The sequence below is a fragment of the Brevibacillus parabrevis genome, from assembly GCF_022701015.1.
Lineage (GTDB): Bacteria > Bacillota > Bacilli > Brevibacillales > Brevibacillaceae > Brevibacillus > Brevibacillus parabrevis.
The window spans coordinates 74,616-97,383 of sequence record NZ_CP064090.1 but is presented as its reverse complement, the minus strand read 5'-3'; the positions used below and the strand labels follow the sequence as shown (position 1 = coordinate 97,383).

At 50.9% G+C, this 22,768-nt stretch carries 18 protein-coding genes; 14 read left to right on the top strand and 4 right to left on the bottom strand.

All coding sequences use genetic code 11. The annotated features are described in order from the left end of the window. Positions 1 to 12: 12 nt before the first annotated feature. On the bottom strand, positions 13 to 429 hold the full coding sequence (gene psiE / locus IRJ17_RS00425) for a phosphate-starvation-inducible protein PsiE (protein ID WP_173597161.1): 417 nt from the start codon (positions 427 to 429) through the stop codon (positions 13 to 15). A gap of 221 nt (positions 430 to 650) precedes the next feature. Between psiE and IRJ17_RS00420 the strand changes: the two genes are divergently transcribed. Further along, positions 651 to 1,397, top strand: coding sequence for a metallophosphoesterase family protein (locus IRJ17_RS00420; RefSeq protein WP_173597160.1), 747 nt, complete (start codon positions 651 to 653; stop codon positions 1,395 to 1,397). 307 nt (positions 1,398 to 1,704) lie between these two features. Here IRJ17_RS00420 and IRJ17_RS00415 read toward each other — a convergent pair whose 3' ends face one another. Next, the gene (locus tag IRJ17_RS00415) at positions 1,705 to 3,351 is read right to left on the bottom strand and encodes an MDR family MFS transporter (protein ID WP_122966330.1); all 1,647 of its coding nucleotides are present in this window, start codon (positions 3,349 to 3,351) and stop codon (positions 1,705 to 1,707) included. Next, on the bottom strand, positions 3,348 to 3,797 hold the full coding sequence (locus IRJ17_RS00410; RefSeq protein ID WP_242772689.1) for a MarR family winged helix-turn-helix transcriptional regulator: 450 nt from the start codon (positions 3,795 to 3,797) through the stop codon (positions 3,348 to 3,350). Before IRJ17_RS00410 ends, IRJ17_RS00415 begins: the two co-directional genes overlap by 4 nt. Positions 3,798 to 4,068: 271 nt before the next feature. Here IRJ17_RS00410 and IRJ17_RS00405 point away from each other — a divergent pair, with 271 nt between their 5' ends. The 3 genes from IRJ17_RS00405 (at position 4,069) to IRJ17_RS00395 (ending at position 7,938) form a co-directional block, all read left to right on the top strand. Further along, positions 4,069 to 5,835: an amidohydrolase gene (locus IRJ17_RS00405; protein ID WP_242772687.1), complete on the top strand. Its 1,767-nt coding sequence runs from the start codon at positions 4,069 to 4,071 to the stop codon at positions 5,833 to 5,835. Positions 5,836 to 6,023: 188 nt separating this feature from the next. After that, complete coding sequence (locus IRJ17_RS00400) at positions 6,024 to 6,701, top strand: MBL fold metallo-hydrolase (protein ID WP_242772685.1); 678 nt, start codon at positions 6,024 to 6,026, stop codon at positions 6,699 to 6,701. 238 nt (positions 6,702 to 6,939) lie between these two features. Next, a complete protein-coding gene (locus IRJ17_RS00395; RefSeq protein WP_412679076.1) occupies positions 6,940 to 7,938 on the top strand; it encodes an ABC transporter substrate-binding protein in 999 nt (332 codons plus the stop codon). 92 nt (positions 7,939 to 8,030) lie between these two features. Here IRJ17_RS00395 and IRJ17_RS00390 read toward each other — a convergent pair whose 3' ends face one another. Continuing rightward, entirely contained in the window at positions 8,031 to 9,317 is a 1,287-nt protein-coding gene (locus IRJ17_RS00390) for a hypothetical protein (protein WP_242772683.1), read from the bottom strand. A 359-nt stretch (positions 9,318 to 9,676) separates the two neighbouring features. On the opposite strand from IRJ17_RS00390, the gene IRJ17_RS00385 reads away from it, so the two are divergent. The 10 genes from IRJ17_RS00385 (at position 9,677) to IRJ17_RS00340 (ending at position 22,767) form a co-directional block, all read left to right on the top strand. After that, positions 9,677 to 10,444 (top strand): ABC transporter ATP-binding protein, encoded by a 768-nt coding sequence (locus IRJ17_RS00385; RefSeq protein ID WP_122966328.1) that lies wholly within the window; start codon positions 9,677 to 9,679, stop codon positions 10,442 to 10,444. A 12-nt stretch (positions 10,445 to 10,456) separates the two neighbouring features. Beyond that, complete coding sequence (locus tag IRJ17_RS00380) at positions 10,457 to 12,349, top strand: ABC transporter permease (RefSeq protein ID WP_242772681.1); 1,893 nt, start codon at positions 10,457 to 10,459, stop codon at positions 12,347 to 12,349. A gap of 179 nt (positions 12,350 to 12,528) precedes the next feature. Continuing rightward, a complete protein-coding gene (locus IRJ17_RS00375) occupies positions 12,529 to 13,566 on the top strand; it encodes an ABC transporter substrate-binding protein (protein ID WP_122966324.1) in 1,038 nt (345 codons plus the stop codon). Positions 13,567 to 13,634: 68 nt separating this feature from the next. Continuing rightward, entirely contained in the window at positions 13,635 to 15,653 is a 2,019-nt protein-coding gene (gene fhuB / locus IRJ17_RS00370) for a Fe(3+)-hydroxamate ABC transporter permease FhuB (protein WP_341276017.1), read from the top strand. Positions 15,654 to 15,772: 119 nt separating this feature from the next. Continuing rightward, complete coding sequence (locus tag IRJ17_RS00365; RefSeq protein WP_423751951.1) at positions 15,773 to 17,419, top strand: helix-turn-helix domain-containing protein; 1,647 nt, start codon at positions 15,773 to 15,775, stop codon at positions 17,417 to 17,419. Positions 17,420 to 17,523: 104 nt separating this feature from the next. Next, on the top strand, positions 17,524 to 18,558 hold the full coding sequence (locus IRJ17_RS00360) for an ABC transporter substrate-binding protein (RefSeq protein WP_173597151.1): 1,035 nt from the start codon (positions 17,524 to 17,526) through the stop codon (positions 18,556 to 18,558). A 183-nt stretch (positions 18,559 to 18,741) separates the two neighbouring features. After that, positions 18,742 to 19,566, top strand: coding sequence for a hypothetical protein (locus IRJ17_RS00355; protein WP_242772677.1), 825 nt, complete (start codon positions 18,742 to 18,744; stop codon positions 19,564 to 19,566). Between the two features lie 43 nt (positions 19,567 to 19,609). Then, a complete protein-coding gene (locus tag IRJ17_RS00350) occupies positions 19,610 to 20,344 on the top strand; it encodes a hypothetical protein (protein ID WP_242772673.1) in 735 nt (244 codons plus the stop codon). Between the two features lie 171 nt (positions 20,345 to 20,515). Next, entirely contained in the window at positions 20,516 to 21,571 is a 1,056-nt protein-coding gene (gene desA / locus IRJ17_RS00345) for a Delta(5) desaturase DesA (RefSeq protein ID WP_122966318.1), read from the top strand. Positions 21,572 to 21,636: 65 nt separating this feature from the next. Beyond that, entirely contained in the window at positions 21,637 to 22,767 is a 1,131-nt protein-coding gene (locus tag IRJ17_RS00340; RefSeq protein ID WP_122966317.1) for a sensor histidine kinase, read from the top strand. Position 22,768 lies beyond the last annotated feature (1 nt).

Genomic DNA, 22,768 nt, shown 5'->3' with positions numbered 1-22,768 from the left:
ATGATGCGTTATTTACTTCCCTGGCCGCTCGACCGGAGTTTTGTTGATGATGTAATAGCTGACAATCAAAATCAGAATCACGCCGGAGTAAATCAGTGTGTTGAGCGGATTGTGGTGATCGACGATGATCAGGCGAACCATCGCCGTGATGCCGATGTACAAAAAGTAGCGCAGGGGAAAATGATAGTTTTCGCGAAAATACTTCACGATCATGGCGATAAATTCGAAGTAGAGAAAAAAGGCGATGATGGCTTCCAGAAATTCGTTCAAGGTCGAATCGGCAGAAAGCATCATTTTGCCAAAGTGGATCAATTCCTTGACGAGCAGGACGCAGAGGATGACGGCCAAAACAATCAGAGAGATGTTCAAAATCAACTGAAGCAAAGACGGAATCGAGAATTGCCTGAGCACCGATTTGACATAGTTCATGACAGCAGCCTCCTGTTGCAAAAGGTTCGTCCGAGCCAGGTTCTTTAAATGCGTTATACTAATATTAGCTAATTTCGGAATTTAATCAATCTATTTAACGAAAGTGACATACTATTTACAGAAAGTTTGAATACCCGGCTGTTCTCTTCATTTTGCTGGAGCATCCAGGTGTGGAGCGGTATGATGGATGATAAGCACTATGTGAGAAGGAGCGATCTGTCTTGAAGCACCATCATTCCATAGCCGTTATCTCTGACATACATAGCAACGTTTATGCGCTCGAAGCTGTACTCCAGGACATCGATTCACGGGGGATTCAAGTTATCGTCGATCTGGGGGACACGCTGTTCGGCCCGATTGCTCCGGTCGAAACGGCACAGCTTTTGATGAACCGCCCTTCAATCGTTTCCATCATGGGCAATTGCGATCGGTATTTGTTGCAGGATCATTTCGAATCTCCCACCTATGAGTATGTGAAGCCGCTGCTTGGTCAGGAGGTGCTGGATTGGCTGCGGACATTTCAAAAGTCATATGTGTACGAGGATGCTCTGTTTTGCCACGGAACGCCTTTTGCCGACGATGCCTACTTGATGGAAAGGGTGGCGCCGTACGGGACTGACGACAAAAGCGTGACTGAGTTGATGATTGAGCTTGCTGCTGTGCCGCAAAAGATCATCGTTTGCGGGCATACGCACGTGCAGCGGTCCATGTGGCTGCCGGATGGAAAGTGGATCGTCAATCCGGGAAGCGTGGGACTGCCAGCTTATTTTGAGGAGACGCCTTATCCCCACTCGATGGAATCGATGACGCCGCATGCCAAATACGCCGTTTTGCAGCAGCAGGATGAGGGGTGGAAGTTGGAGCAGGTGTTGCTTCCGTACGACTGTGAACAGGCGGCCCAAAAAGCGGAAGCGGCGGGCCGGATGGATTACGCTCATGCCATTCGGACCGGGCGAGCCGAGTTGTAAGGGAGCAAGCGGTGCGACGAGAGGTTGTTGCTTGTGGTTGAGGAGCGCGATGCAGCAAGCGGAGGGCTGGATGGATTACGCCCATGCCATTCGTACCGGGCGAGCCGAGTTGTAAGGGAGCAAGCGGTGCGACGAGAGGTTGCTGCTTGTGGTTGAGGAGCGCGATGCAGCAAACGGCGGGCCGATATGTTACCACTTGCTGTTGAGATGCGATGCAACGCAAAAAGACGCCAGCACGATACTGGCGTCTTTTTGGCGTCTCCGTTTCCGAAAAACGCGGCGAATGATCCATGTTTATGATCAATGATCAAGCTTTTCCAGGCTGAACGCCGTCCCACTCACTGCTGTTGTCAGCTGCGCGTTTTTCCGGTTGCTTCTGGCTTTGGCCGCGCAGCGGGATTTCTTTCAGGAACAGAGCGATCACGACAGCGAAGCCAGCCACGATTGCTCCTGTCAAAAAGGTCGTGGTAATGCCGTAGCTCATGGCATCGCGGATCATATCCAGCACGTGAACAAAGGCGGCTTGCGATTCCGGCGACAAGCTGTGCAGAGCTGCTTCGATCTTCGGCTGATCGAGCAGATTTTGCGGATTGCTAAACAGCGCCAGCTTCTCGGCCAAGGCCGGATCGTTCGGCATCGCGCCTGTTTGCCCCATTCCAGCGGAGAGCTGGGTCATTTTCGTGGTCATGCTGGCGCTCATGACGCTGCCCATGACTGCAATCCCGATCGTACCGCCGAGGTTGCGGAACAGTTGGGAAGTGGCGGTCGCGACCCCAAGCTCTTTCGGAGCGACGGCATTTTGCACCGTCAGGGAGAACACTGGCATGGCGATCCCCATGCCCAGTCCGAGAATGATCATGTACAGGACGAGCAAATAAATCGGGGTGCTTGGCACCATGAAGTACATCAGCACCATCCCGGCTGTCATGACGAGCAGTCCGCTGATCGCCATTTTTTTGTACTTGCCTGTCTTCGTCATCAATTGACCGGCGAGTGCCGAGGTCACGAGCATGGCAATCGACATCGGCATGGCGACGTAGCCGGCCATGGTTGGCGAGATGCCTTTTACCCCTTGGACGAAGAACGGTACGTAAATGATCGCACCCATCATCCCGGCGTTCAGGAAGAAGCCGACCAGGTTGGAGACGGTAAACACGCTGTTTTTAAACAAGCCAAGCGGCAGGACGGGCGTTTTTACTTTTGTCTCTGTCCACAGGAAGATGCCCAAAGAGACGACGGTGACAGCGAGCAGACTGATGATTTGCCAGGAGCCCCAGGCGTATTTGTTCGGGCCGTCTCCTGCCCAGGAAAAAGCAAGCAGCATCGGCACGATGGTCGTCGTCAAAAACAGGGAGCCGAAGTAGTCCACCGATTCACCCTGACGTTTTTCCACGCGCGGGAAGTGAAGCAGGATCAAAGTAAAAGCGATCACGCCAATCGGCAAGAAAATCCAGAACACCCAATGCCAGTCCAGATGATCGACGATATACCCGCCCAAGAGCGGGCCAGCCACACTGGAGACGCCGAACACAGCGCTCATGACCCCTGTCCATTTGGCTCTTTCCCGTGGTTCGTACAAATCGCCCATGGCGGTAAAAGCGGTCGACATAATAATCCCGGCACCAGCGCCTTGAATCGCCCGATAGGTGATCAATTGAAAAATCGTTCCCGAGAAGCCAGACAGCAAGGCCCCGATGCTAAACAGTCCAATCCCGGCCAATAAAAACGGCTTTCGTCCATAAATGTCCGACAGCTTTCCGACCAGTACGGAGGCGACTGTTGACGTCAGCAAGTAAATCGTGATCGCCCACGAGTAGTAATCCATCCCGCCCAGCTTGGCGATGATGCGCGGCATGGCGACACCGATAATCGTTTGGTTGATAGCTGAAAAAAACATGGCGGTAATGATCGCAATCATGATCGTAATTTTCTTCTTGTCCGTTAACTCACTCATGCTTGATTCTCCTCTCTTGCGCTTTCGATGTTATGCAAAACTTGGCGGTAGATACGGTTCAGATGCGCCAGATCTTCGTCTGACAATCCGGCAAACAAATCTGCCACTGTCCGCTTCAGCTCGATTTTGTACTGCTGCAAAACCTCGCTGCCTCGCTCGGTTATTTCCAGATAGACCACCCGACGGTCATGGCTGACACGACTTCGGCTGGCATAGCCACAGGCGATCAATTTATCGGAAAGACTGGTGACGGCTCCGGGAGTAATGCACAGCTGCTTTGCCAGAGTGGAAGCTTTTTGCGGGCCGTTTTTGTCGAGCATGCGCAAAATCATGGCTTGGGAAGCGGATACGAGCGGGTCCAGGCGCTTGTGCCAATTGGCGGATACACTTCGCTGCACCTGGATGTAGAGCTGTTCGAAATCGGTAAGGGAAGACTGACTGGACATGTTTATCGCTCCTGCTTTCCATGGTTAATAGTATCGTTAGTTAATAATTAATTATATGAAACATTAATTAGTGTAAATGTTCCTTCGTGCGATGTCAAAGCAACCTTTTTCCAATTGGCGAGCGATTTCGATGAAAGTCGAGCAATTTCGGCAAAAATCGGGGAAAAATACGAGTTTTCACAAGGGATTTCATGGAATTTTCTGAGTTGCGATGCTACAATCAGGTTTGTCGTGTTTTTTACCAAAGATAAAGAGATAGGTGGGGATTGTGTTGTTTGCAAAAAAATGGACCAGCGCATTGCTGGCAACGGCATTGATGCTGCCACTGCCTGCTTTTGCTGCCCAAGGGACAAGCCAGGGAGTCGGACAAGCGAGTGCTCCTGTGCAAAAAGCGGCGGTACAGCCAGCGGATGTCGTCCTGTCGGGCGGTGCCGTATATACGGTAGACAGAAACAGAAACTGGGCAGAGGCTGTCGCCATTCGTGGAAACGAGATCGTCTATGTCGGCACGAACGAAGGCGCCAAGGCGTACATCGGAAAAACGACGAAAGTGACCGATTTGAAAGGGCAAATGGTGCTGCCAGGCTTCATCGACAGCCATACCCATGCGAGCAAGACAACAGGACTGATCTATTCCATCGACCTGTTTGACGCAGGTACGATGGAGGAATACACCCAAGTGATTTCCGAGTTTGCCAAAGCGCATCCGAAAGAAGTCGCTTTCCAGGGCCGTGGCTGGAGCAATCCGGTAGCACCTGGCATCGGGCCGCGCAAAGAAGTGCTGGATGCGATCGTCCCTGCGATTCCGATTGCCTTGACTTCCGATGACGGACACTCGTTGTGGGTCAATACGGCTGCGCTGAAGCTTGCTGGCATTACAAAAGAAACGAAAAATCCGGAAGGCGGCATCATCGAGCGCGACCCGAAAACGGGCGAGCCATCCGGGACACTGCGCGAAAAAGCAATGGATTTGGTCCTGTCCAAAATCGGCGGCTACACCGTGCAGCAGTACAAAGCAGGGATCGAGGAATATCAGCACAAAGCGGTTGAACGCGGAGTTACAACGGTTCGCGACCCGGACATGCTGCGCTATCCAAACGTGCTGGAAGCATACGAGGAACTGTCCCGCGAAAACAAGCTGACCATCCGTTTCCGCAATGCGATCACGGCTAACCCGGACAAAGGGCCGGAGCAGATTGCCGAGTTTGTCAAAATCCGTGAACGCAATCAAAACTCGTTGTTCCAGGTGAACGCGGTCAAAATCTTTATGGACGGCGTTGTCGAAGGTGCTACGGCCTATCTGGAAAAGCCGTATGAGCATAAACATACAAACGGCGAACTGATCTGGAAGCCGGACGTCTACAACAAAACGGCAGCGGCTGTCGACAAGGCAGGCTTCCAATTGCATGTGCACTCGATTGGTGATGCTTCCACACGGGTCGCGCTCGATGGCATGGAATATGCCGAAAAACAAAACGGCAAGCACGATGCTCGCCACTCTCTCGTTCATTTACAGCTCGTCAACAGCGATGATATCGCCCGCTTTAAAAAGCTCGGTGCTGTCGGCATCGTTCAACCGTTCTGGTTCATGCAAGAGGAAGGCTACTACGATGAGATCGAAGTGCCATACCTCGGTCATGAGCGCGCAGAGCAAGAATACCCGATGAAAAGCTTCCTGAATCAAGGCGTGCATATCGCTTCTTCTTCCGACTATATCGTGACGCCGGAGTTCAACCCGCTTCACGGCATCCAGCAAGGCATCACCCGGATCGAAGACGGCGTGACAGACCCGGCGAAAATCGCCAATCCGAATGAACGCGCCACTTTGCCTGACATGATCGCCAGCTTTACGATTGACGGGGCTTACGCCAACCACGTAGACGACATCACAGGCTCGCTCGAAGTGGGCAAAAAAGCCGACCTCATCGTTCTGGACAAAAACTTGTTCGAAATTCCGGCCACTGAAATCAAGAATGCGAAGGTCATTTTGACGTTAGTAGAAGGAAAAGAAGTGTACAGCCAAAAGGCAGGGAAATAATAAGGAAAAGAAATGGCCGTCCATGAAGCGACGGTCATTTTTCTTTTAGTCAGTTGACGCCCGATGCAAGAGCATGTCGCACGTCGCATGCCCGTCCAAACTCTCGCGGCCAAAAGGATTCTTGCTGGCGGTCAGGGAACATAAAAGAGGAGATTTTTCCATTCGACTAGATGCGGGAGGTGTTTGATGTGGCTGCACGCGAAGGAATACAAACAATCAAACTGGAGATGGATGCAGGAGGAAGCCCATTCGTCGTCCACACGGCTGTGTTGTGGGATGAGCAAGAAGTGGTGCTCATAGATACAGGGCTTGCAGGTCAGCTGCCGCTCATTCGGGACACGCTCGCCAAGGCAGATATCCCTCTGGAAAAGCTGACGAAGATCATCATTACCCACCAGGATCGCGACCATATCGGCAGTCTGTTCGAGCTTGTCTCATACGGCGAGGGAAGAATCCAGGTGCTTGCCCATGAAGTGGCGATTCCTTATCTGGCAGGGGAAACTGCTCTGTTGAAAAGCGGTGCTTTTGCTACTCCGGTAAAAGTGGATCAAGCTCTTCATGATGGAGATATTCTTCCGTATGCAGGCGGGATTCAAGTGATTTACACACCTGGCCACTCCCCGGACCACATTTCTTTGTACCACATCCCGAGCAAAACGCTGATTTCAGGCGATGCTTTGACAGCAGAGGATGGCGTCCTCCTGTCATTCAATCCGGATTTTACCCCGGACCGGGCAGCCGCGGTGCAATCAATCGCGAAGCTTGCCAAGCTGGATATCGGGAGCGTAATTGCCTATCACGGCGGCGTCTGTACGAAAGATATAAAAGGAAGGCTTGCCGAGCTGGCCGAAACGACTCCGGCATGAATGGAACTGGCAGGCCCCGTCCCTGCTTGTGACGGCTGGTTTTTGAAGGAGTTGTTTGTCGGTTCTGATTCTATTGGAAAGCTTAACAAACAACGCATGGGGCGAACCTGTGCGTTGTTGTTTTGTGTTGGGCGTACGCAACGATTGACAGTCAAAGTTACACTTGCTATGATTTTTGATGATAATGAGAATCATTAACAAAATATTGAGCGTACTCTTACATAATGGAGGTTTCATCGTGAGAAAAAACAACATGGTCATTGCCGTCCTCTCCATGGTTTTCATGCTCTCGCTGCTGCTGACAGCATGCGGAGGAGCTGGCAGCTCGAACAACAGCGGGGCTGCCAATCAACCCGCAGGAGAGCAAGCTGCGGACAAAGCGGCAGAGAAAAAAACGCGCAGCTTCGGTACATCCAAAGGAGCTATCCAAATTCCTGAAAAGCCGCAACGAATCGTAACGGACTACTATGCAGGCGAACTGCTGGCAGTAGGCGGAAACGTCATCGGAGCGGAAACGATGGCGTTCAAGAACCCGTTCATCATCGAGCAGTTGAAAAGTGCCCAGGATGTAGGCGAGCGGGTCAACCCGGAAAAAGCTTTGGAACTGCAACCTGACCTGATCGTCGTCATGTATGACGACAACTACGAAGCCCTGTCCAAAATCGCGCCGACCGTTTTTCTCCCTTACGGCACGACGACGAACATTTACGACACAGTGAAGCTGTTTGGCGACCTCGTGGGTGAAAAGGAAAAGGCAGAGGCGTTCATTGCCGACTTTGACAAAAAGGCTGCCGAAGGCCGTGAGAAGATCAAGGGCATCGTGGATGAGAACGCCACTGTCGGTCTGTACGAGCTGACCAACAAAGGCGACTTGTGGGTATTTGGCGACAACGCCGGACGTGGCGGACAAGCGGTCTATAACGCATTGAAGCTGAAAATGCCGCACCCGGACACCACTAAAAACCAGACTCTCCAGTTGTCCATGGAGACACTGCCAGAGTACGCGGCTGATTACATGTTCCTGACTTTCTACGACCCGGAGAAAAATAGCGAGGCGCTGAAAAACTTGCAAAACTCGGCTGTCTGGAAAGCCGTTCCGGCAGCGAAAAACAACCGGATTTTCTACAACGATTTCGATACTTTCTATCGCTACGACCCAATCGCGATCAAGGCGCAAATCGACCTGTTCGTCGACATGATCGTGAAAAGGGAGCAGGAGAACAAAAGCAAGAAATAAGAGACAAGTGAATCAAGAAGCCAAAAAGTCATCTGTAGCTATAGGTGCTTTTGGCTTTTTGTTTTTCACTCTGCCGGAGAGTGTAAAAGATTTTACCTTCTTACAACCCAATAAAAGTACAAGTTGCCGGAAGTGTCCCAGTTATCAACCTCAGTCGGCTCCGCCCGACCAGAATGACCATCAATTGTTGCCTCGAAGTCATGACCTATTTTGTGTCCCTTTGCATTCTGGCTAATCGTGTACGATTGTGAAGAGACCCAAACGTCAGATTCTCGTAGAACATCATCAAAGTATTCATTATCTTCTACTTTAAATTCGTGCCAATCACCGGAAAGGCTTCCATTTGAATCGAAAATTTCTATGTCTCCAGATGTATCCCAGGATACACTCGCTCCAGGCGGCCATGTAAGATCAAAATCTACACTACCGGAAATACTGGAATCATCGGGCAGCCATCCTTTTGTAATGATATTACTTGATTTGTCTGCGTCAAGTCTGTCCACAAATTCTCTTGATTCAAAAACTTCAATCTCACTAAGCGGTTGGTCAGCACGAAAATAGACATAGCTTTTTGTATCCGGGTTATCAGGAGTTTCATCTTTATAAACTTCCCACACATGATATGACTTTGCTAGTCTCTGTTGGGTTGAATTAATATCAATAAAGTTATTCATTTCAGTTTCCCAAGTGTATATATTTGAAAATGAATCTGGCAGACTCACATCTATTCCAGCAGCCTTGGCTATATTTGGACTTAGAAAACCGAACTGAGATTTAGTGCTCTTGTTGATTTTGATATTGTATCTCTTCGTAATATCTACGAGATCTTCCAAATGATAATCTTGATTTCCTCTATTAAGCGAGATAACTGCTGACAGTTTGACTTGGTTATTTTCAAATTTATAGCCAAACATATCAAGTGAGTATGTTGAGTTTTTAGGGTACTCAGGGGTAAAACCAAAATCCGGTTCAAAATGATTGGTGATGTCCTCCGCATCTAGTTTTTCGCCAAAAACATAAAAAGGTTTGCTTTCTTTTTTAGCCTGTATATACAGGTTTTTTACCTTCGTGTCCGCTATATTCGATTCAGATATCCAAAGTGCATCGATATCATCTGGAATTTCTTGAATATCCTCTTCTAATATTTGTATGGATTCCTCTTCTGTAACAAGCCCCTTCTGTTCATTGATAGCTTCTTCGATTGTTCTGCCTACAGCACTTTTTTCTTTATAGCCGATTACACCAATTTTAAAAGGGCCTTGCCTTATCTTCGAGGTAGTAATATCTACTTCTTGAGCTTCGATACCAAAGCTCCCTGCAACTAAAGTCAGGAGTAGAACAATGCATGTCGAAAATTTTAGTATGTTCCTTCTTTTCATCGAGTCTCCCCTCCCCTTTTGTAAAAAAATAACATTCGATTGTTGTGTATGTCAATTATTGGAAAATGTTTTTCTAACATCTATATGGCATTCACTTTCATTGTTTCACAAAATGGTCATGACAGCTTTGCTGACCGCAAGCAGTCACATCCCATTTCATGAAAAACGGCGAGACGTCTTTCACAGAAAAAGGCATTCAGATTATACCGTGTGCCTTGGCGATTTCCCCCCACCTTACAAAAACGAAAGCAAACTGTAAGGTAGTTCAATAGCTCTCAAACTGGAAACTGGTTACAGTTAATAGGGAAGAGCAACACGGAAGACCGCTTGGCGCGGAAAAACGAATGGAGGAACAACGCGTGAGTACAGCTGTATTGGAAGTCAAAGACGTTGAAAAAGTATACGGATCAAAAGGCGAGAGTCAATCGCATGCGCTAAAAGGAGTATCGCTGACGATAGAAAAGGGAGAATTTGTAGGAATCATGGGGCCGTCTGGATCGGGAAAAACGACGCTCCTGAACGTGATCTCCACGCTTGATCGGCCATCGTCAGGTTTTATCCAGATCGCCGGAACCAACATTACACAAATGAAACAAAACCAGCTTGCCGATTTTCGCTCGCAGAAGCTCGGGTTCATTTTTCAGGATTTTAACCTGCTGGAAAATTTGAGTGTATACGAAAATATTGCGTTGCCGCTATCGCTGCAAGGAGTGGCATCCAAAGAAATCCGCGCAAAAGTAGACAAAGTGGCTCAAACGTTGGGTATCAGCGAAATTTTGCAAAAGTACCCGGTGCAAATTTCTGGAGGACAAAAACAGCGTGCTGCCGCTGCTCGCGCGCTCGTGCATGAGCCTGCGATTTTGCTTGCCGACGAGCCGACAGGTGCCCTTGACTCCAAAAACGCCAAAAGCCTGCTGGAGACGATGACCGATCTGAATGAAAAACACCAAGTCTCGATCATGATGGTCACACACGATGCTTTCAGTGCCAGCTACTGCAAACGCATCCTCTTCATCCAGGATGGCAGCTTGTACACCGAGATTCATCGCACAGGGGACCGTCAGCAATTTTTTAAACAAATTTTGGATGTACTGGCCGAGCTGGGTGCATCTCATGATGTGCGCTAGGAGGGAACATCCATGTTGTTGAAGTTATCGTTATCCAGTATGCGGAAAATGATGAAAGACTACCTGGTGCTCCTGGTAGGTCTGGTCGTTTCCATCTCGATTTTTTACATGTTTCAGACGCTAGCCATGAACTCCGATTATGTGAAAGCGAACTCGATGATCCGCTCTATCGGCATCGTTTTCAATGTAGGGGCCTTTCTGTTGGCGTTCATTACGATCTTCTACATCTTTTACGCGAACTCGTTTTTGCTTGCGCTAAGGCGTAAAGAACTCGGGATGTACATGGTGCTCGGGGCGAAAAAAGCCAAGATCAGCCAGATGTTGTTTGGGGAAACATTGCTGATGGGCATAGTCTCCCTGCTGATCGGTAGCCTCGTCGGCATCGCGCTGTCCAGCGGAATCGGGCAATTGCTGATGAGCTTGCTCGATATTTCCACAGAAGGGTACTTTCCATTTTACGTACCGTCTTTGCTGATGACATGGGGCTTTTTCCTCGTGCTGTTTCTGCTCACCTCGACGATCAACGCCATTCGGCTGGCGCGGGCGACCGAGCTGGACTTGATTCGCGCCGATCAGCAAAACGACCAGGTCAAGGCAAAAGGCATCGGGACGATTGTAGTTGCGATCCTCGGCATTTTGCTGGTCACTTTCGGCTACTATTTGCTGACGCATCTCAGAGATTATGTCGCTCCAGGCTTCATTGTCGGGGCGGTCGTGACGACGATTGGAACTTATCTCGTCTTCATCTCGTTGCTTCCGGTATTCGTGCAAATTTTGAAAAACAACAAAAAGCTGAACGATCGTCAGCTGAATGCTTTCACGTTTGCCCAACTGCGTTTTCGCGTGAACAATTTGACGAAAATTTTGGGTACGGTCGCCATGCTGATCGCACTCGGGGTCGGAGCGATGGCGGGCGGTATGGCTTTCCAGCAAAACGTAGAGCTGGTTGCCAGCATCGGACGCGGCTACGACGTTACACTGCAAGACCCGGGCCATGAAGATTTTCAGGCGCTTGCTACCATGCAAGTCCTGGAGCAAAACGAGTACCGCTACAAAAAAGACGGAAAAACCATCTATTACCTCAAGGATGATTTGCTGGCGCACCCTCCGCTGATTTCTGCCAACACGATGGAGAGCTACTCGCCGGAAAATAGCTTGAAACGGGCAAGTCAGCCTTTGACGGAAAAAGCATATATCATGTACCGCGATGAGGACGACAAGCAACAGCCTAAAGAGCTTCCAGAAGAGTGGAGTCAGGCAATCTCGCGAGAATTTATGAGCAGCTACAAAATGGAAAGGTCGCACGATGTGCAAGTTGTAGACCCTTCGATTTATAACCAAGTCAAGGGCAGCGAGCACAAGGTTGTCTTAGTGAAGCTGGACGAATTTGTCAAGTACAAAGAACAACTGAAGGCCATGGATGCCCGGCAAAAGGAACTGCTCAAGCCTGAGTATATGGACAAGGATGCAGACAAGGACGAGGAATTTTCGCTTGAGACCAAATACAGCGTCTATGAGCAAGCGTATGCATTCACAAGCGGAACGCTGTTCATGGGCTTCTTCCTCGGCGTAGCCTTCTTGTCGATGATGGCAAGCTGCCTGATGTTCAAGATTTTGTCCGGGGCGACTCGTGACAAAGACCGCTACAGCATGCTGCGGAAGATCGGCGTTCGCAAGGAAATGCTCGTCGGCTCCATTTACAAAGAGCTGTTCATCGTGTTCATCTTCCCGGCTGTCATCGGTTTGCTGCATGTGCTGATCGGGATGGAGATGTTTTCGATCATTTTGCTTGAGCCGTATAAAAACATCTGGATTCCGACATCTATCTTCGTTGTGATCTACGCGTTGTACTATTTGATTACGGTTCGCCTTTACCGGGGAATTGTGTTGCCGAAAGAAGCGTAAAATCCGGAAAAATCCTCCTCATTCGAGGGGGATTTTTTGCTTGGCCAAAAAGAGAGACATATTTGCATATTCTAATATTGACAAGGAAAATGATAATCATTATCATGCATAGTGGAAGACATGACCATCACCAGTAATCATCTTTAGAATGCTTGCAAAGAAAAAGGGGGAGTCATTACATGCGTTTCATGAAATTGCCGATCCTGCTCGTCTTTTTGTCGGCTATGCTTTTGCTGGCAGCGTGCGGGAACGGAGGAGCCGCTAACCAAAATACGCAATCCGGTTCCGGACAGGCACAGCCAAACGCGGCAACGCCGCAGCCGGAAGCAGACAAATCTGCCGAGCAAGTACGTACGGTAAAGCACTTGATGGGAGAAACAACAATCAAAGGTGTTCCTAAACGCGTTGTCGCACTGGAATGGAGCAGCGCTGAGCACGTGCTGGCTCTCGGCGTACAACCTGTAGGGATTGCAGACATTCCGAATATGAAAAAATGGGTGAAACTCCCTGTAGAAATTGCCCCAGAGGTAGTCGATGTCGGCAGCCGCGTCGCACCAAACCTGGAATCGATCATGCTGGCGAAGCCTGACCTGATCATCGGGATGAAACGAAATGTGGAAGCCAACTACGACGAATTGAGCAAAATCGCTCCGACGATCGCGTTTGATTCCAATCCGGCTGAAGGCCAGGGCGATCAGTATACCCGCATGATCGACACTTTCAAAGAAATCGCGGATATTTTGGGCAAAAACGCCGAAGCAGAAAAAGTATTGCAAGACCTCGACAAGACGTATGCCGAAGCAAAAGAGCGCATCGTCAAAGCAGGCATGGACAAAACGCCAATCGTACTGGCGATGGGCTACAGCAACCAGAATGCCGTAGAATTTCGTCTGTCCACAGACAACTCCACAGCGATTCAAATCTTGAACCGCGTCGGTCTGACCAACGCTTACAAGGCTAAGAAATTCGAAATGAACGGAATGACCACGACGGATGTCGAGGCTCTGCCTGCGCTCCAGGATGCGAACTTCCTGCACATCATTCAAGATGATGATAACGTCATCGAGAACCAGCTGAAAAACAATCCCGTCTGGAACGGTCTCAAATTTGTAAAAGAAAACCGCATTTACGCATTGGGCGGAGACATGTGGCCATACGGCGGTCCGTTGTCCGCACAGATCATGGCGAAAAAAGCTGCTGATTTGCTGGCGAAATGAGTCTCGCCAAGCGTGAAAGCTATGCCCAAAGCGGCGTCCATCAAGCCCCTTCTTCTTCAAGAGGAGGCTTGAGGCCGTTATGGATGCTGCTTGGCGGCCTCGTTCTGTTGGTGCTGCTCACGTTTGTCAGCCTGACGCAAGGCTTGGCGGATATTTCGGTGCGCACCGTCATTGAGGCGATCACTGCTCCCAAGGATATTGCGGACCATCAGATGATTCAGGGCGTACGACTGCCCAGAACGGTGATGGGGCTTTTGTCAGGCGCAGCTTTGGCGGTCGCCGGAGCGATGATGCAAACCGTGACGCGAAACCCGCTTGCTTCGGAAACGACTTTGGGCGTCAATGCGGGTGCCTACATGTTTGTCGTCTGCGGACTGGTTTTCTGGCCCGCGATTTTGCACCAGTATCCGTTGCCTTTTGCCATGGCAGGGGGAATACTGGCTGCCGCCGCTGTGTACTACATGGCGGGCGGGCGAAAAGGAACACCGATACGCGTGGCGTTATCCGGGATGATCGTGACTCTCGTGTTTTCATCGTTGACCAGCGCCATCATTTTATTTAATGAAGAAACGACACAAGGCATCTTCATCTGGGGATCAGGCTCTTTGAAGCAAAACGACTGGTCAGGGGTACAGTTCAGTTGGCCGCTGATTATGCTTGGAATTATGTTAAGCTGTCTGATGGCAAGACAACTCGACGTCCTCAGCTTCAACGAAGAAACGGCTCAATCGCTTGGGCAAAAAGTAGGCAAAACGCGTCTTTTTGCCATGCTCATCGCGATCTTGATTACGTGTGTCAGCGTCAGCGTGGTCGGGCCGATCGGCTTTATCGGCCTGGTAGCTCCGCATTTGGTGCGGCTTAGCGGATTGACACGGCACATTTGGCTGTTGCCGATCAGCGCGATTTGGGGGGCAGCGCTTCTCGTTGCTTCCGATACGATCTCGCGTACTTTTATCAACGCCTATGGGGAATTGCCAGCTGGCGCTGTGACGGCAGCGATTGGCGGGCCGTGGCTGATTTGGCTGGCTATGCGAGTATCTCGCAAGCTGAGCGGCAGCACTGGCTCCGGGGCGCAGACATCGATGAGCGTAGGTGGCTGGCAGCGCTCTGTTCCATATCCGCTAATTGTAATTTTGCTCTGTGTGCTGCTTGCTATCGTCTGGATGTCCGGTTTGGCGATCGGCAATCTGTATTTGCCGTGGTCCGAGATTATCGCCGTGTTCATGGGGCAAGGCAACGAGATGTACAGCCAGCTGTTGTTTGAGTTGAGAATGCCGCGGTTATTGACAGCGATGCTTGCGGGAGTAGCCTTGGCGATCAGCGGCAGTCTCATGCAGAGCGCTGTGCGCAACCCGCTGGCAGACCCGCAAATCGTCGGGGTGACGAGCGGTGCGGGCGTAGGGGCGATTTTGCTGCTACTTGTGTTCCCGCAGTTTTCTTCCTGGATGCCGCTTGGAGCCATGCTCGGCGGGATCGCCGCCGCTGCGATTGTGTACGCAGTATCGTGGCGCAGAGGGTTAAACCCGGTTATTCTTACATTGGTAGGTATCGCGGTAGCCGCTGCTGGCGCGGCCTTCATTAATATTTTGATTGTCAAAGCGCAGCTTTTGGCGGCTCCGGCGCTCGCCTGGATGGCAGGCAGTACATACGGCCGCGGCTGGACAGAAATCAGTCGGCTGCTCCCTGCAATCGTCATCCTGACGCCGCTCGCGTGGTGGCTGGGACGATGTGTCGATTTGCTCGCTTTTAACGACGAGAGTTCAGTCGGCTTGGGGCTGAAAGTGCGCCAGACGAGGCTGGCCGTAGCAACGATTGCGGTATTGCTCGCTTCTGCGGCAGTCGCCAGCGTGGGGGCCGTCGGCTTTATCGGCCTGCTCGCCCCTCATGCGGCGCGGCTTTTGGTTGGTGCCCACCATCGCAAAGCCGTCGTCGTTTCCGCATTATTGGGTGCGGTATTGCTGGCTGCGTCCGATCTGTTGGGGAGAGTCGTGATGATCCCCAAAGACATCCCTTCCGGCATCGTCGTTGCGCTGCTGGGAGCGCCGTATTTGTTCATCTTGATGTTTCGTGCAGCAAAGATACGCTAATAGAAACCCAACATGATCCAACGGGAAAAAGTAGTACAGGCAAAAGATTTTCAATCATGCTTGTCTACTTTTTTCTTGTATAGGACCGATGTTGAGACGAAAGCAGGGATGTGAGTCTGATGAGGAATGGCCGGAATTGTCATGCATATGTATGGACAGCTTTTCGCAAGCATCGGTTGAAAAAAGGGTTTCGTCTGGAGCAGCTGCGAGTGAGTGATTACGTCCTGTGCTACGTGGCGGAGGGAAGCGGGGAAATTACCGTCAACGCGAAAAAGCATGTGCTGGAAGCAGGCAAGCTCATCATGCTGACTCCTGCGATGCACGTAGACGAGCTGGTTTTCCACACGGGGCCGGTTCACATGTACCGATTGCAGTACGCACGGACGGGAGCGCTGGGAGCTGCCACGAGCACTGGCAGGGATGAGGAAGCGGAGCTGCACACAGAGCCGCATCCAGCCGAACAGTGGTCAGGAGCGGAAGTATTTCCTGTCTCTTCGGCAGTGTCGTTCGCGGCGAAGCTGGAGGAGCTGTTCCGACTGGGGCAGGAAGCGGAAGAAGATTGCGTCTCGTATTTGCGTGCGCAGGCGCTGTTCTGCGATTTGCTTGCAACCGCCTGCGAGGAGCAAAAAGCTCGCCAGCAGGGAGGCGACACCTCTGTTGCCGCGACGATTGACTATATGAAAAAGCATTTTCGCGAAGCACTGGATCTTGGCGCTTTGCCAAAGCTGGCTGGTCTTACGCCAAGCTCGTACTGCCGCGCGTTCAAACGGGCGGTGGGAATGACGCCCGGAGAGTATTTGACGCAGCTGAGAATGGACGAGGCGAAAGCGATGCTCTGCGAATCTTCCTCCGCCAATCGGGTCAAGGATGTAGCGCGCAGCGTCGGCTTCTCGGATGAGCTGTATTTCAGCCGCCTGTTCAAAAAGCGCGAAGGCTTGTCGCCGCAAATCTACATGAAGCAGGCAGGACAGCGAGTTGCTGTGGCGAGCAAGCTGTTTTTGCAGGATCATTTTCTGGCGATTGGCATCCAGCCGATTGCGGCTCCTTCTTTTCCGAATTATTTTTCGACGAGAACCGGATTCCCGATTTATTTGCAGCAGCGTCTGCGCGGCACGAAGGCGCTCAATGCGGAGCAGAACATTACGCCGCAAGATATTTTGTCCTTGTCGCCGGATGTGATCGTGCAGATTGACACGGGCGCGGAGAAGGAGCAGCGGCAGTGGTCGAAGCTGGGCGAGGCAGTCATTTTCAACGGCTATTTGAAATGGTACGAGTACCAGCTTCAGCTTGCGACCGTCTTCAACAAGGAGAGCCAGGCCGAACGGGTGATCCACCATGTAGACAAAGTGGAAAAACAGGCAAAAGACGCGCTGCTTCCGGTTACGCGAAAAGGTCATTGGACGATCGTGAGAGTGCTGGAAGACGAGGTGCGGCTGTACGGAACGGAAGGCCATGCGTTGACTGACCTGTTTTACTACAAGCTCGGCTTCCAGCCCGATCCTCGCGTGACGCACGCTTCGTACAAACCCGATGCCCTGCTGACGCTGCTTGAGCTGGACCCGGAGAGAATCATCCTGTTCTGGAGCGAAAAAGAGCATGTGGAGCGTCTCTGGCACAATCCGTTGTGGAGAAGCTTGCGCGCCGTGCGCGAGAAACAGGTCTACTATCCGGAAACAAGAGATTGGGACCCGTGGGGACCGCTCGGCAGGGAGTACATGATCCACAATTGCATGTCGTATTTTTTGAAGGCAATCCCGTCCATATAAAACGGACAATGGCGTGCATGGAAAAGCGCGAGCAGTCTCTATATACTATCAATTGATAATTGTTATCAATCAAGTGAACGATAGAAGTGGGGGCATATCTCGTTATGAAAAGACAGACTAGCGCACGTTCCATGCGCCATATTATGACCAGCTTGTTCGCGTTTTGCATGTTGGTTGTTCTGGCAGGTTGCGGAGGCGGAGCCAACCAGGCGCAACAAACGCAAACCCAGCCAGCGGCGGCGACAGAAACAAGCACAGCGCCAGCTCAAACCGCTCCGGCAGCAGATGCCAACGCTGAGCGCGAAGTCAAGCACGCCATGGGTACTACCAAAATCAAAGGGACACCGCAACGCGTTGTCATCCTGACCAACGAAGGTACAGAAGCTTTGCTGGCACTGGGAGTGAAACCAGTTGCTGCTGTGCAATCGTGGGATGGCGAGCCTTGGTACGATCACATCAAGGATGAGATGGCAGGAGTAGAGGCTTTGGGCTTTGAAAATGAACCGAACCTCGAAGCCATCGTCGGACTGAACCCTGATCTGATCATCGGTAACAAAGTTCGTCACGAGAAAGTGTACGATCAACTGTCCAAAATTGCGCCAACCGTGTTCTCCGAAGAGCTGTCCGGCAGATGGAAAACCAACTTCAAGCTGTACGCAGAAGCGTTGAACAAGCAAGCAGAAGGCGAGAAAGTGCTCAAAGAGTTCGACGATCGCGTAGCAGCTGCGAAAGAGAAGCTCGGTTCCAAGATCGGAACGAAAGTATCTGTAGTGAAATACTCGAAAAAAGGCGTGCAAATTTATCAAAAAGATACGTTCAGCGGCGTTTTGCTCGACCAGTTGGGTGTAGCGCGTCCAGACTCGCAAAATGTAGACAACTTCGCGGAATTTGTTTCCGAAGAAGGCATGTCTGTAATGGACGGGGATGTCCTGTTCTACTGGGTATCGGAAGCGAAAGGCGACACAGCGATCACCGAAATGTCGAAAAAATGGATGGACAGCCCGGTATTCAAATCGTTGAACGTGGCGAAAAACAATCAAGTATTCCAAGTAAGCGAAACGATCTGGAACACAGCAGGCGGCGTCAAAGCAGCGAACTTGTTGCTCGACGACATCATGAAGCGCCTCGACGTAAAATAATAGCGGCTTAAAGCCAAAACAAAAACACAAGACCTCATCCGTCAGCTGGATGGGGTCTTGTTGTTATTTGGGGATGGCAGTTCCAGACGATAAATTTTGGAAAATGAGGCTTATAGTCTGATAGTCAGGAACAAATTATGCGCTAAAATATGGAAGGGAAAAAGAAATCGGAGGAAACCTTCTATGGATAAAAAAGCGAAGCAAATTTTGCTGAAGACATTCTGGAGCAGCCAAGGCTGGAAAGACCGTCCTTATGTATACGAGGGGGAAGATTTTGTTTATGCAAAAAGCAAAGGGATGATGTTCGATCCGCTCACGATTCATCACGATGAGGCGGTGCGGCAAATCGTGGGATTGCACGAACAAGTGACGAAGGAGAAGGTGGCGAAAGCCTTTTTGCACAGCTTGTCCACCCGAAAAATTCACTTGCGCAGCGCACTCGCAAGCTGGGTATTGACCCGTCAGTTTGTGCAGCATTCGTTTGAAAGCAATGCAGGCCGCTACACCGCTCCAGCAAACGGGGTTGCCTACGCCATGTACGGAGATTGCTATGTATGCGACAGCTATCATATCGCAGGTCTGGAATCGTACACGGATGAAGATATGAACGTGCTGAATTTTGAAAGACACAAGTGGGGCGGCGTTCGTTTGAATTACCTTCCGTATGTGTTGCAAGATTTGCAGCTCATGAGCAAGGAGCCGGAGCTGGAGCTGGAAGTCACAGTGGCAGACGTGGCGATCTGGCGCCAGGTGCTTGCTGCGATTGAAAGCTGCGAGCCTACAGATGCTGCACGTCAACTGGAGAAGCGGCTTGCCGGGCTTTTTCCGTCCAGCAAAAATGAGCGGGACGCATTCATGGAAATTCTCGCGTCGGCAGGCATTTTGGCGACGACCAAAGACAGGCCGGGCCGCGGCGGAAAAAACGACTTTTTCGCGGTAGTCAACTGGCGGGGCGAGGATGGCTATTCCAGGCAGGCAGTACAAGACCTTTTCGGTAAGTGGATGTAGATAGAGACAAAAATTGCCAAAGAGAGAAGTGGAGGAGAGAAACATGGAGAAAAATCAGCAGGAACAAAAAGTGATCATGTATCCGAAAGCGAGCGAGGTTTTTGTGGATGAGCGGCTCGCTTGCTATTTCCGGCCGTTGCTCACGTTTTCTCATCTGCACGAGGGAAGTGTCTACCAGCTTCATCTGCTCGGCACAGATGGCCTTTACTGCGAGAAAGAGTACAAACACGCCGAGAACAACTTTTTCGGCTTCCGTTACGTGGCGGGCAAGTACGAATTTCTCGGCGACCTGGACGTCTTCGGCGGAGGAAATGTGGAGGAAGTCCACGCCTATTTGCAGGCTGATTTTGCCCAAAACAAGCAGGAATATTTGAAGGATAAAGTAACGCTCAAGGCGTATAAGGAACGAATCATGGACGGGCTGGCCGAGCTGGCTGATTTTGACGTGGACTATTATGTCGAAGGCTTCTACAGCTATGAGTTTACGAAGTACCATTACGAGCTGACTGGCGAGTTTCGGCACATCACGGAGCTGACGGAGGACTGGGGGCACGACGATTCCGACGTCCTGATCGATCAGGAGACAGCCCGGGAGATGAGCGGAGAGTTTTTCATGAACTTGCAGTGGAATGTCACCCACGCTTACGGGATCGAGGAGAGCATGGTATGCGGCGCGACAGAGCGCTTCCGCTTCATGTCGGTCATCGGCGGCGGAACGGTGTTTGCTTTGCTCAAGCCGGAAGAGCAGACGGTTTATTTGTTGGAGTATTTTTCGTGAGTGTTCACATATCCTAAAATTTCCAGTTGATTTGTTCAACCATGACATTTGTCATACCCTCGACTTGACGTTTATGACTACAGCGAACCGAGCGCATTTTCTACAATAAAGATAGAAAATTGCGTCTGGTCATCCAGTCATACGCGCTTCATATCGAGGAGGAACCAATTGATGCATCAATCGAACATCGCCCAGTTGAAAAAGAATGTGGCTCCCTTTGAAAAAACGGATACGAAATCGAGTATTCGCCAAATGATCAACACGATTGTTCCCTTGCTTTTTCTTTGGTACGGTGCCTATCTCAGCCTGTCCGTCTCGTACTGGCTGACGTTGCCGCTGGTCATCATCACAGCTGGTTTTGTCATTCGCACCTTCATCATTTTTCACGATTGCTGCCATCAGTCTTTTTTCAAAAGCCGGCGGGCCAATGACATTCTCGGCACGATTACGGGCGTGATTACTTGCGTGCCGTACGAACAGTGGAAGCAAAGCCATTCGATTCACCACGCCACGAGCAGCAACCTCGACAAGCGCGGTGTCGGCGACATCTGGATTTTGACCGTGGACGAATACCTCGCGGCTCCGCTCTGGCGCAAAATCGCTTACCGCATCTACCGCAATCCGCTCGTCATGTTCGGGATCGGCCCGTTCTTTGTCTTCGCGCTGCAATATCGCTTCAATCGCAAAGGGGCACGCCGCAAAGAGCGGCTGAACACGTACTTGACCAACGTGCTCTTGGTCGGCTTGTATGCGCTTCTCGCTTGGGCGATCGGTTGGCAAGCGTTTTTGCTCATACAGGTTCCTGTCTTTTTTATCTCGGGGTTGCTCGGAATCTGGCTGTTCTATGTGCAGCACCAGTTCGAGGATTCGTATTTTGAAAACGAAGAAGAGTGGAGCTACGTCAAAGCTGCTGTGGAAGGCAGCTCGTACTACAAACTGCCGCGCGTCTTGCAGTGGATCACGGGGAACATCGGCTTTCACCATGTGCATCACTTGAGTCCAAAGGTGCCAAACTACAATTTGGAAAAGGCACATAACGGGACGCCGCCGCTGCAAATGGCGACGACGATTACATTGTCTTCCAGCCTGAAATCGTTGAGCTTCCGCCTGTGGGACGAAGAGAGAAAGCAGTTTGTGAGCTTCAAGGAAATCAAGCAGATTCAAGCTTCGACCGGGGCGATTATGGACGCGTTGCACAGCCAAAAAACGAGTCTGGAAGGAAAATAAGCCTGCCCGAAACTCCTTCATTCCGATACACTGATAAGTAGTGGCGAAGAAAAAGGTGGGCATACATGCAAAAGTGGTATCACATTCTGCAAAAAAACACGGGCCTTAGCCCTTATGTGTGGGTTGTCTTCTACATCCTGCCGTTTTACTTCATTTTCCGCTCGTCGTCTACGTACGAGGTCGCAAGCGGAATCGTGATGATTCTTTTGTTTTTCGTCTGCTACGTCCTGTCGTTTCTCTCCAAAGGGTGGCTGATCTACTTTTGGACCAGTTTGCAGATCGTGATCTCGATCGCGATGACCGTCATGTTCGGCTACGTCTACTTCGCGCTGTTCCTGGCCTTTTTCATCGGGAACATCCAGAACAAGATCGGGTTCATCACGCTGTATACGATCCATCTGATCAGCACCTTTGCGACGATCAACATGGGCTTCCTTTCGAAAAATGCGCAGCTTTTCAACCAGCTTCCGTTTGTGCTCGTCAGCCTGATCGCTGTCATTTTGCTGCCAGTGACCACGTACAACTGGAACAAGCGGGAGAAGCTGCAAGGCGAGCTGAATCACGCCAACAAGCGGATTTCCGAACTGGTCAAGCTGGAGGAACGCCAGCGGATTGCCCGCGACTTGCACGATACGCTGGGACAAAAGCTGTCTTTGATCGGGCTGAAAAGCGATCTCGCCAGCAAGCTGATCTACAAAAATCCGGCTCGGGCACAGACTGAGCTGGAGGAAATCAGGCAGACGGCGCGAATTGCGTTGAAAGAAGTGCGGGAAATGGTTACGCAAATGCGCGGGACGCGGCTGACCGAGGAAATGTTTCGGATCAGGCAAATTCTCAAGGCGGCTGAAATCGAGTTTGCGCTGGAAGGCGACCCGGATTTGAACAATACGTCCTTGATGACGGAAACGGTGCTCAGCATGTGTTTGAAGGAAGCTGTGACAAATGTTATCAAGCACAGCAACGCCAGCCGGTGTTCCATCACCATCGAGCCGTCTCGTACGGATCTGATTGTGCGCGTGGCGGACAACGGCAGCGGAATGGTGGAGCAAGCGGCTTGCCGCGGAAATGGACTGCGCGGGATGCGTGAGCGGCTGGAATTTGTGAACGGCAGCATGGACATTTTATCATCGGAGGCCGGGACACAAGTCGTACTGCGGGTGCCCAACAGCTTCAAACAACCGGAAAAGGAGGCGTGAG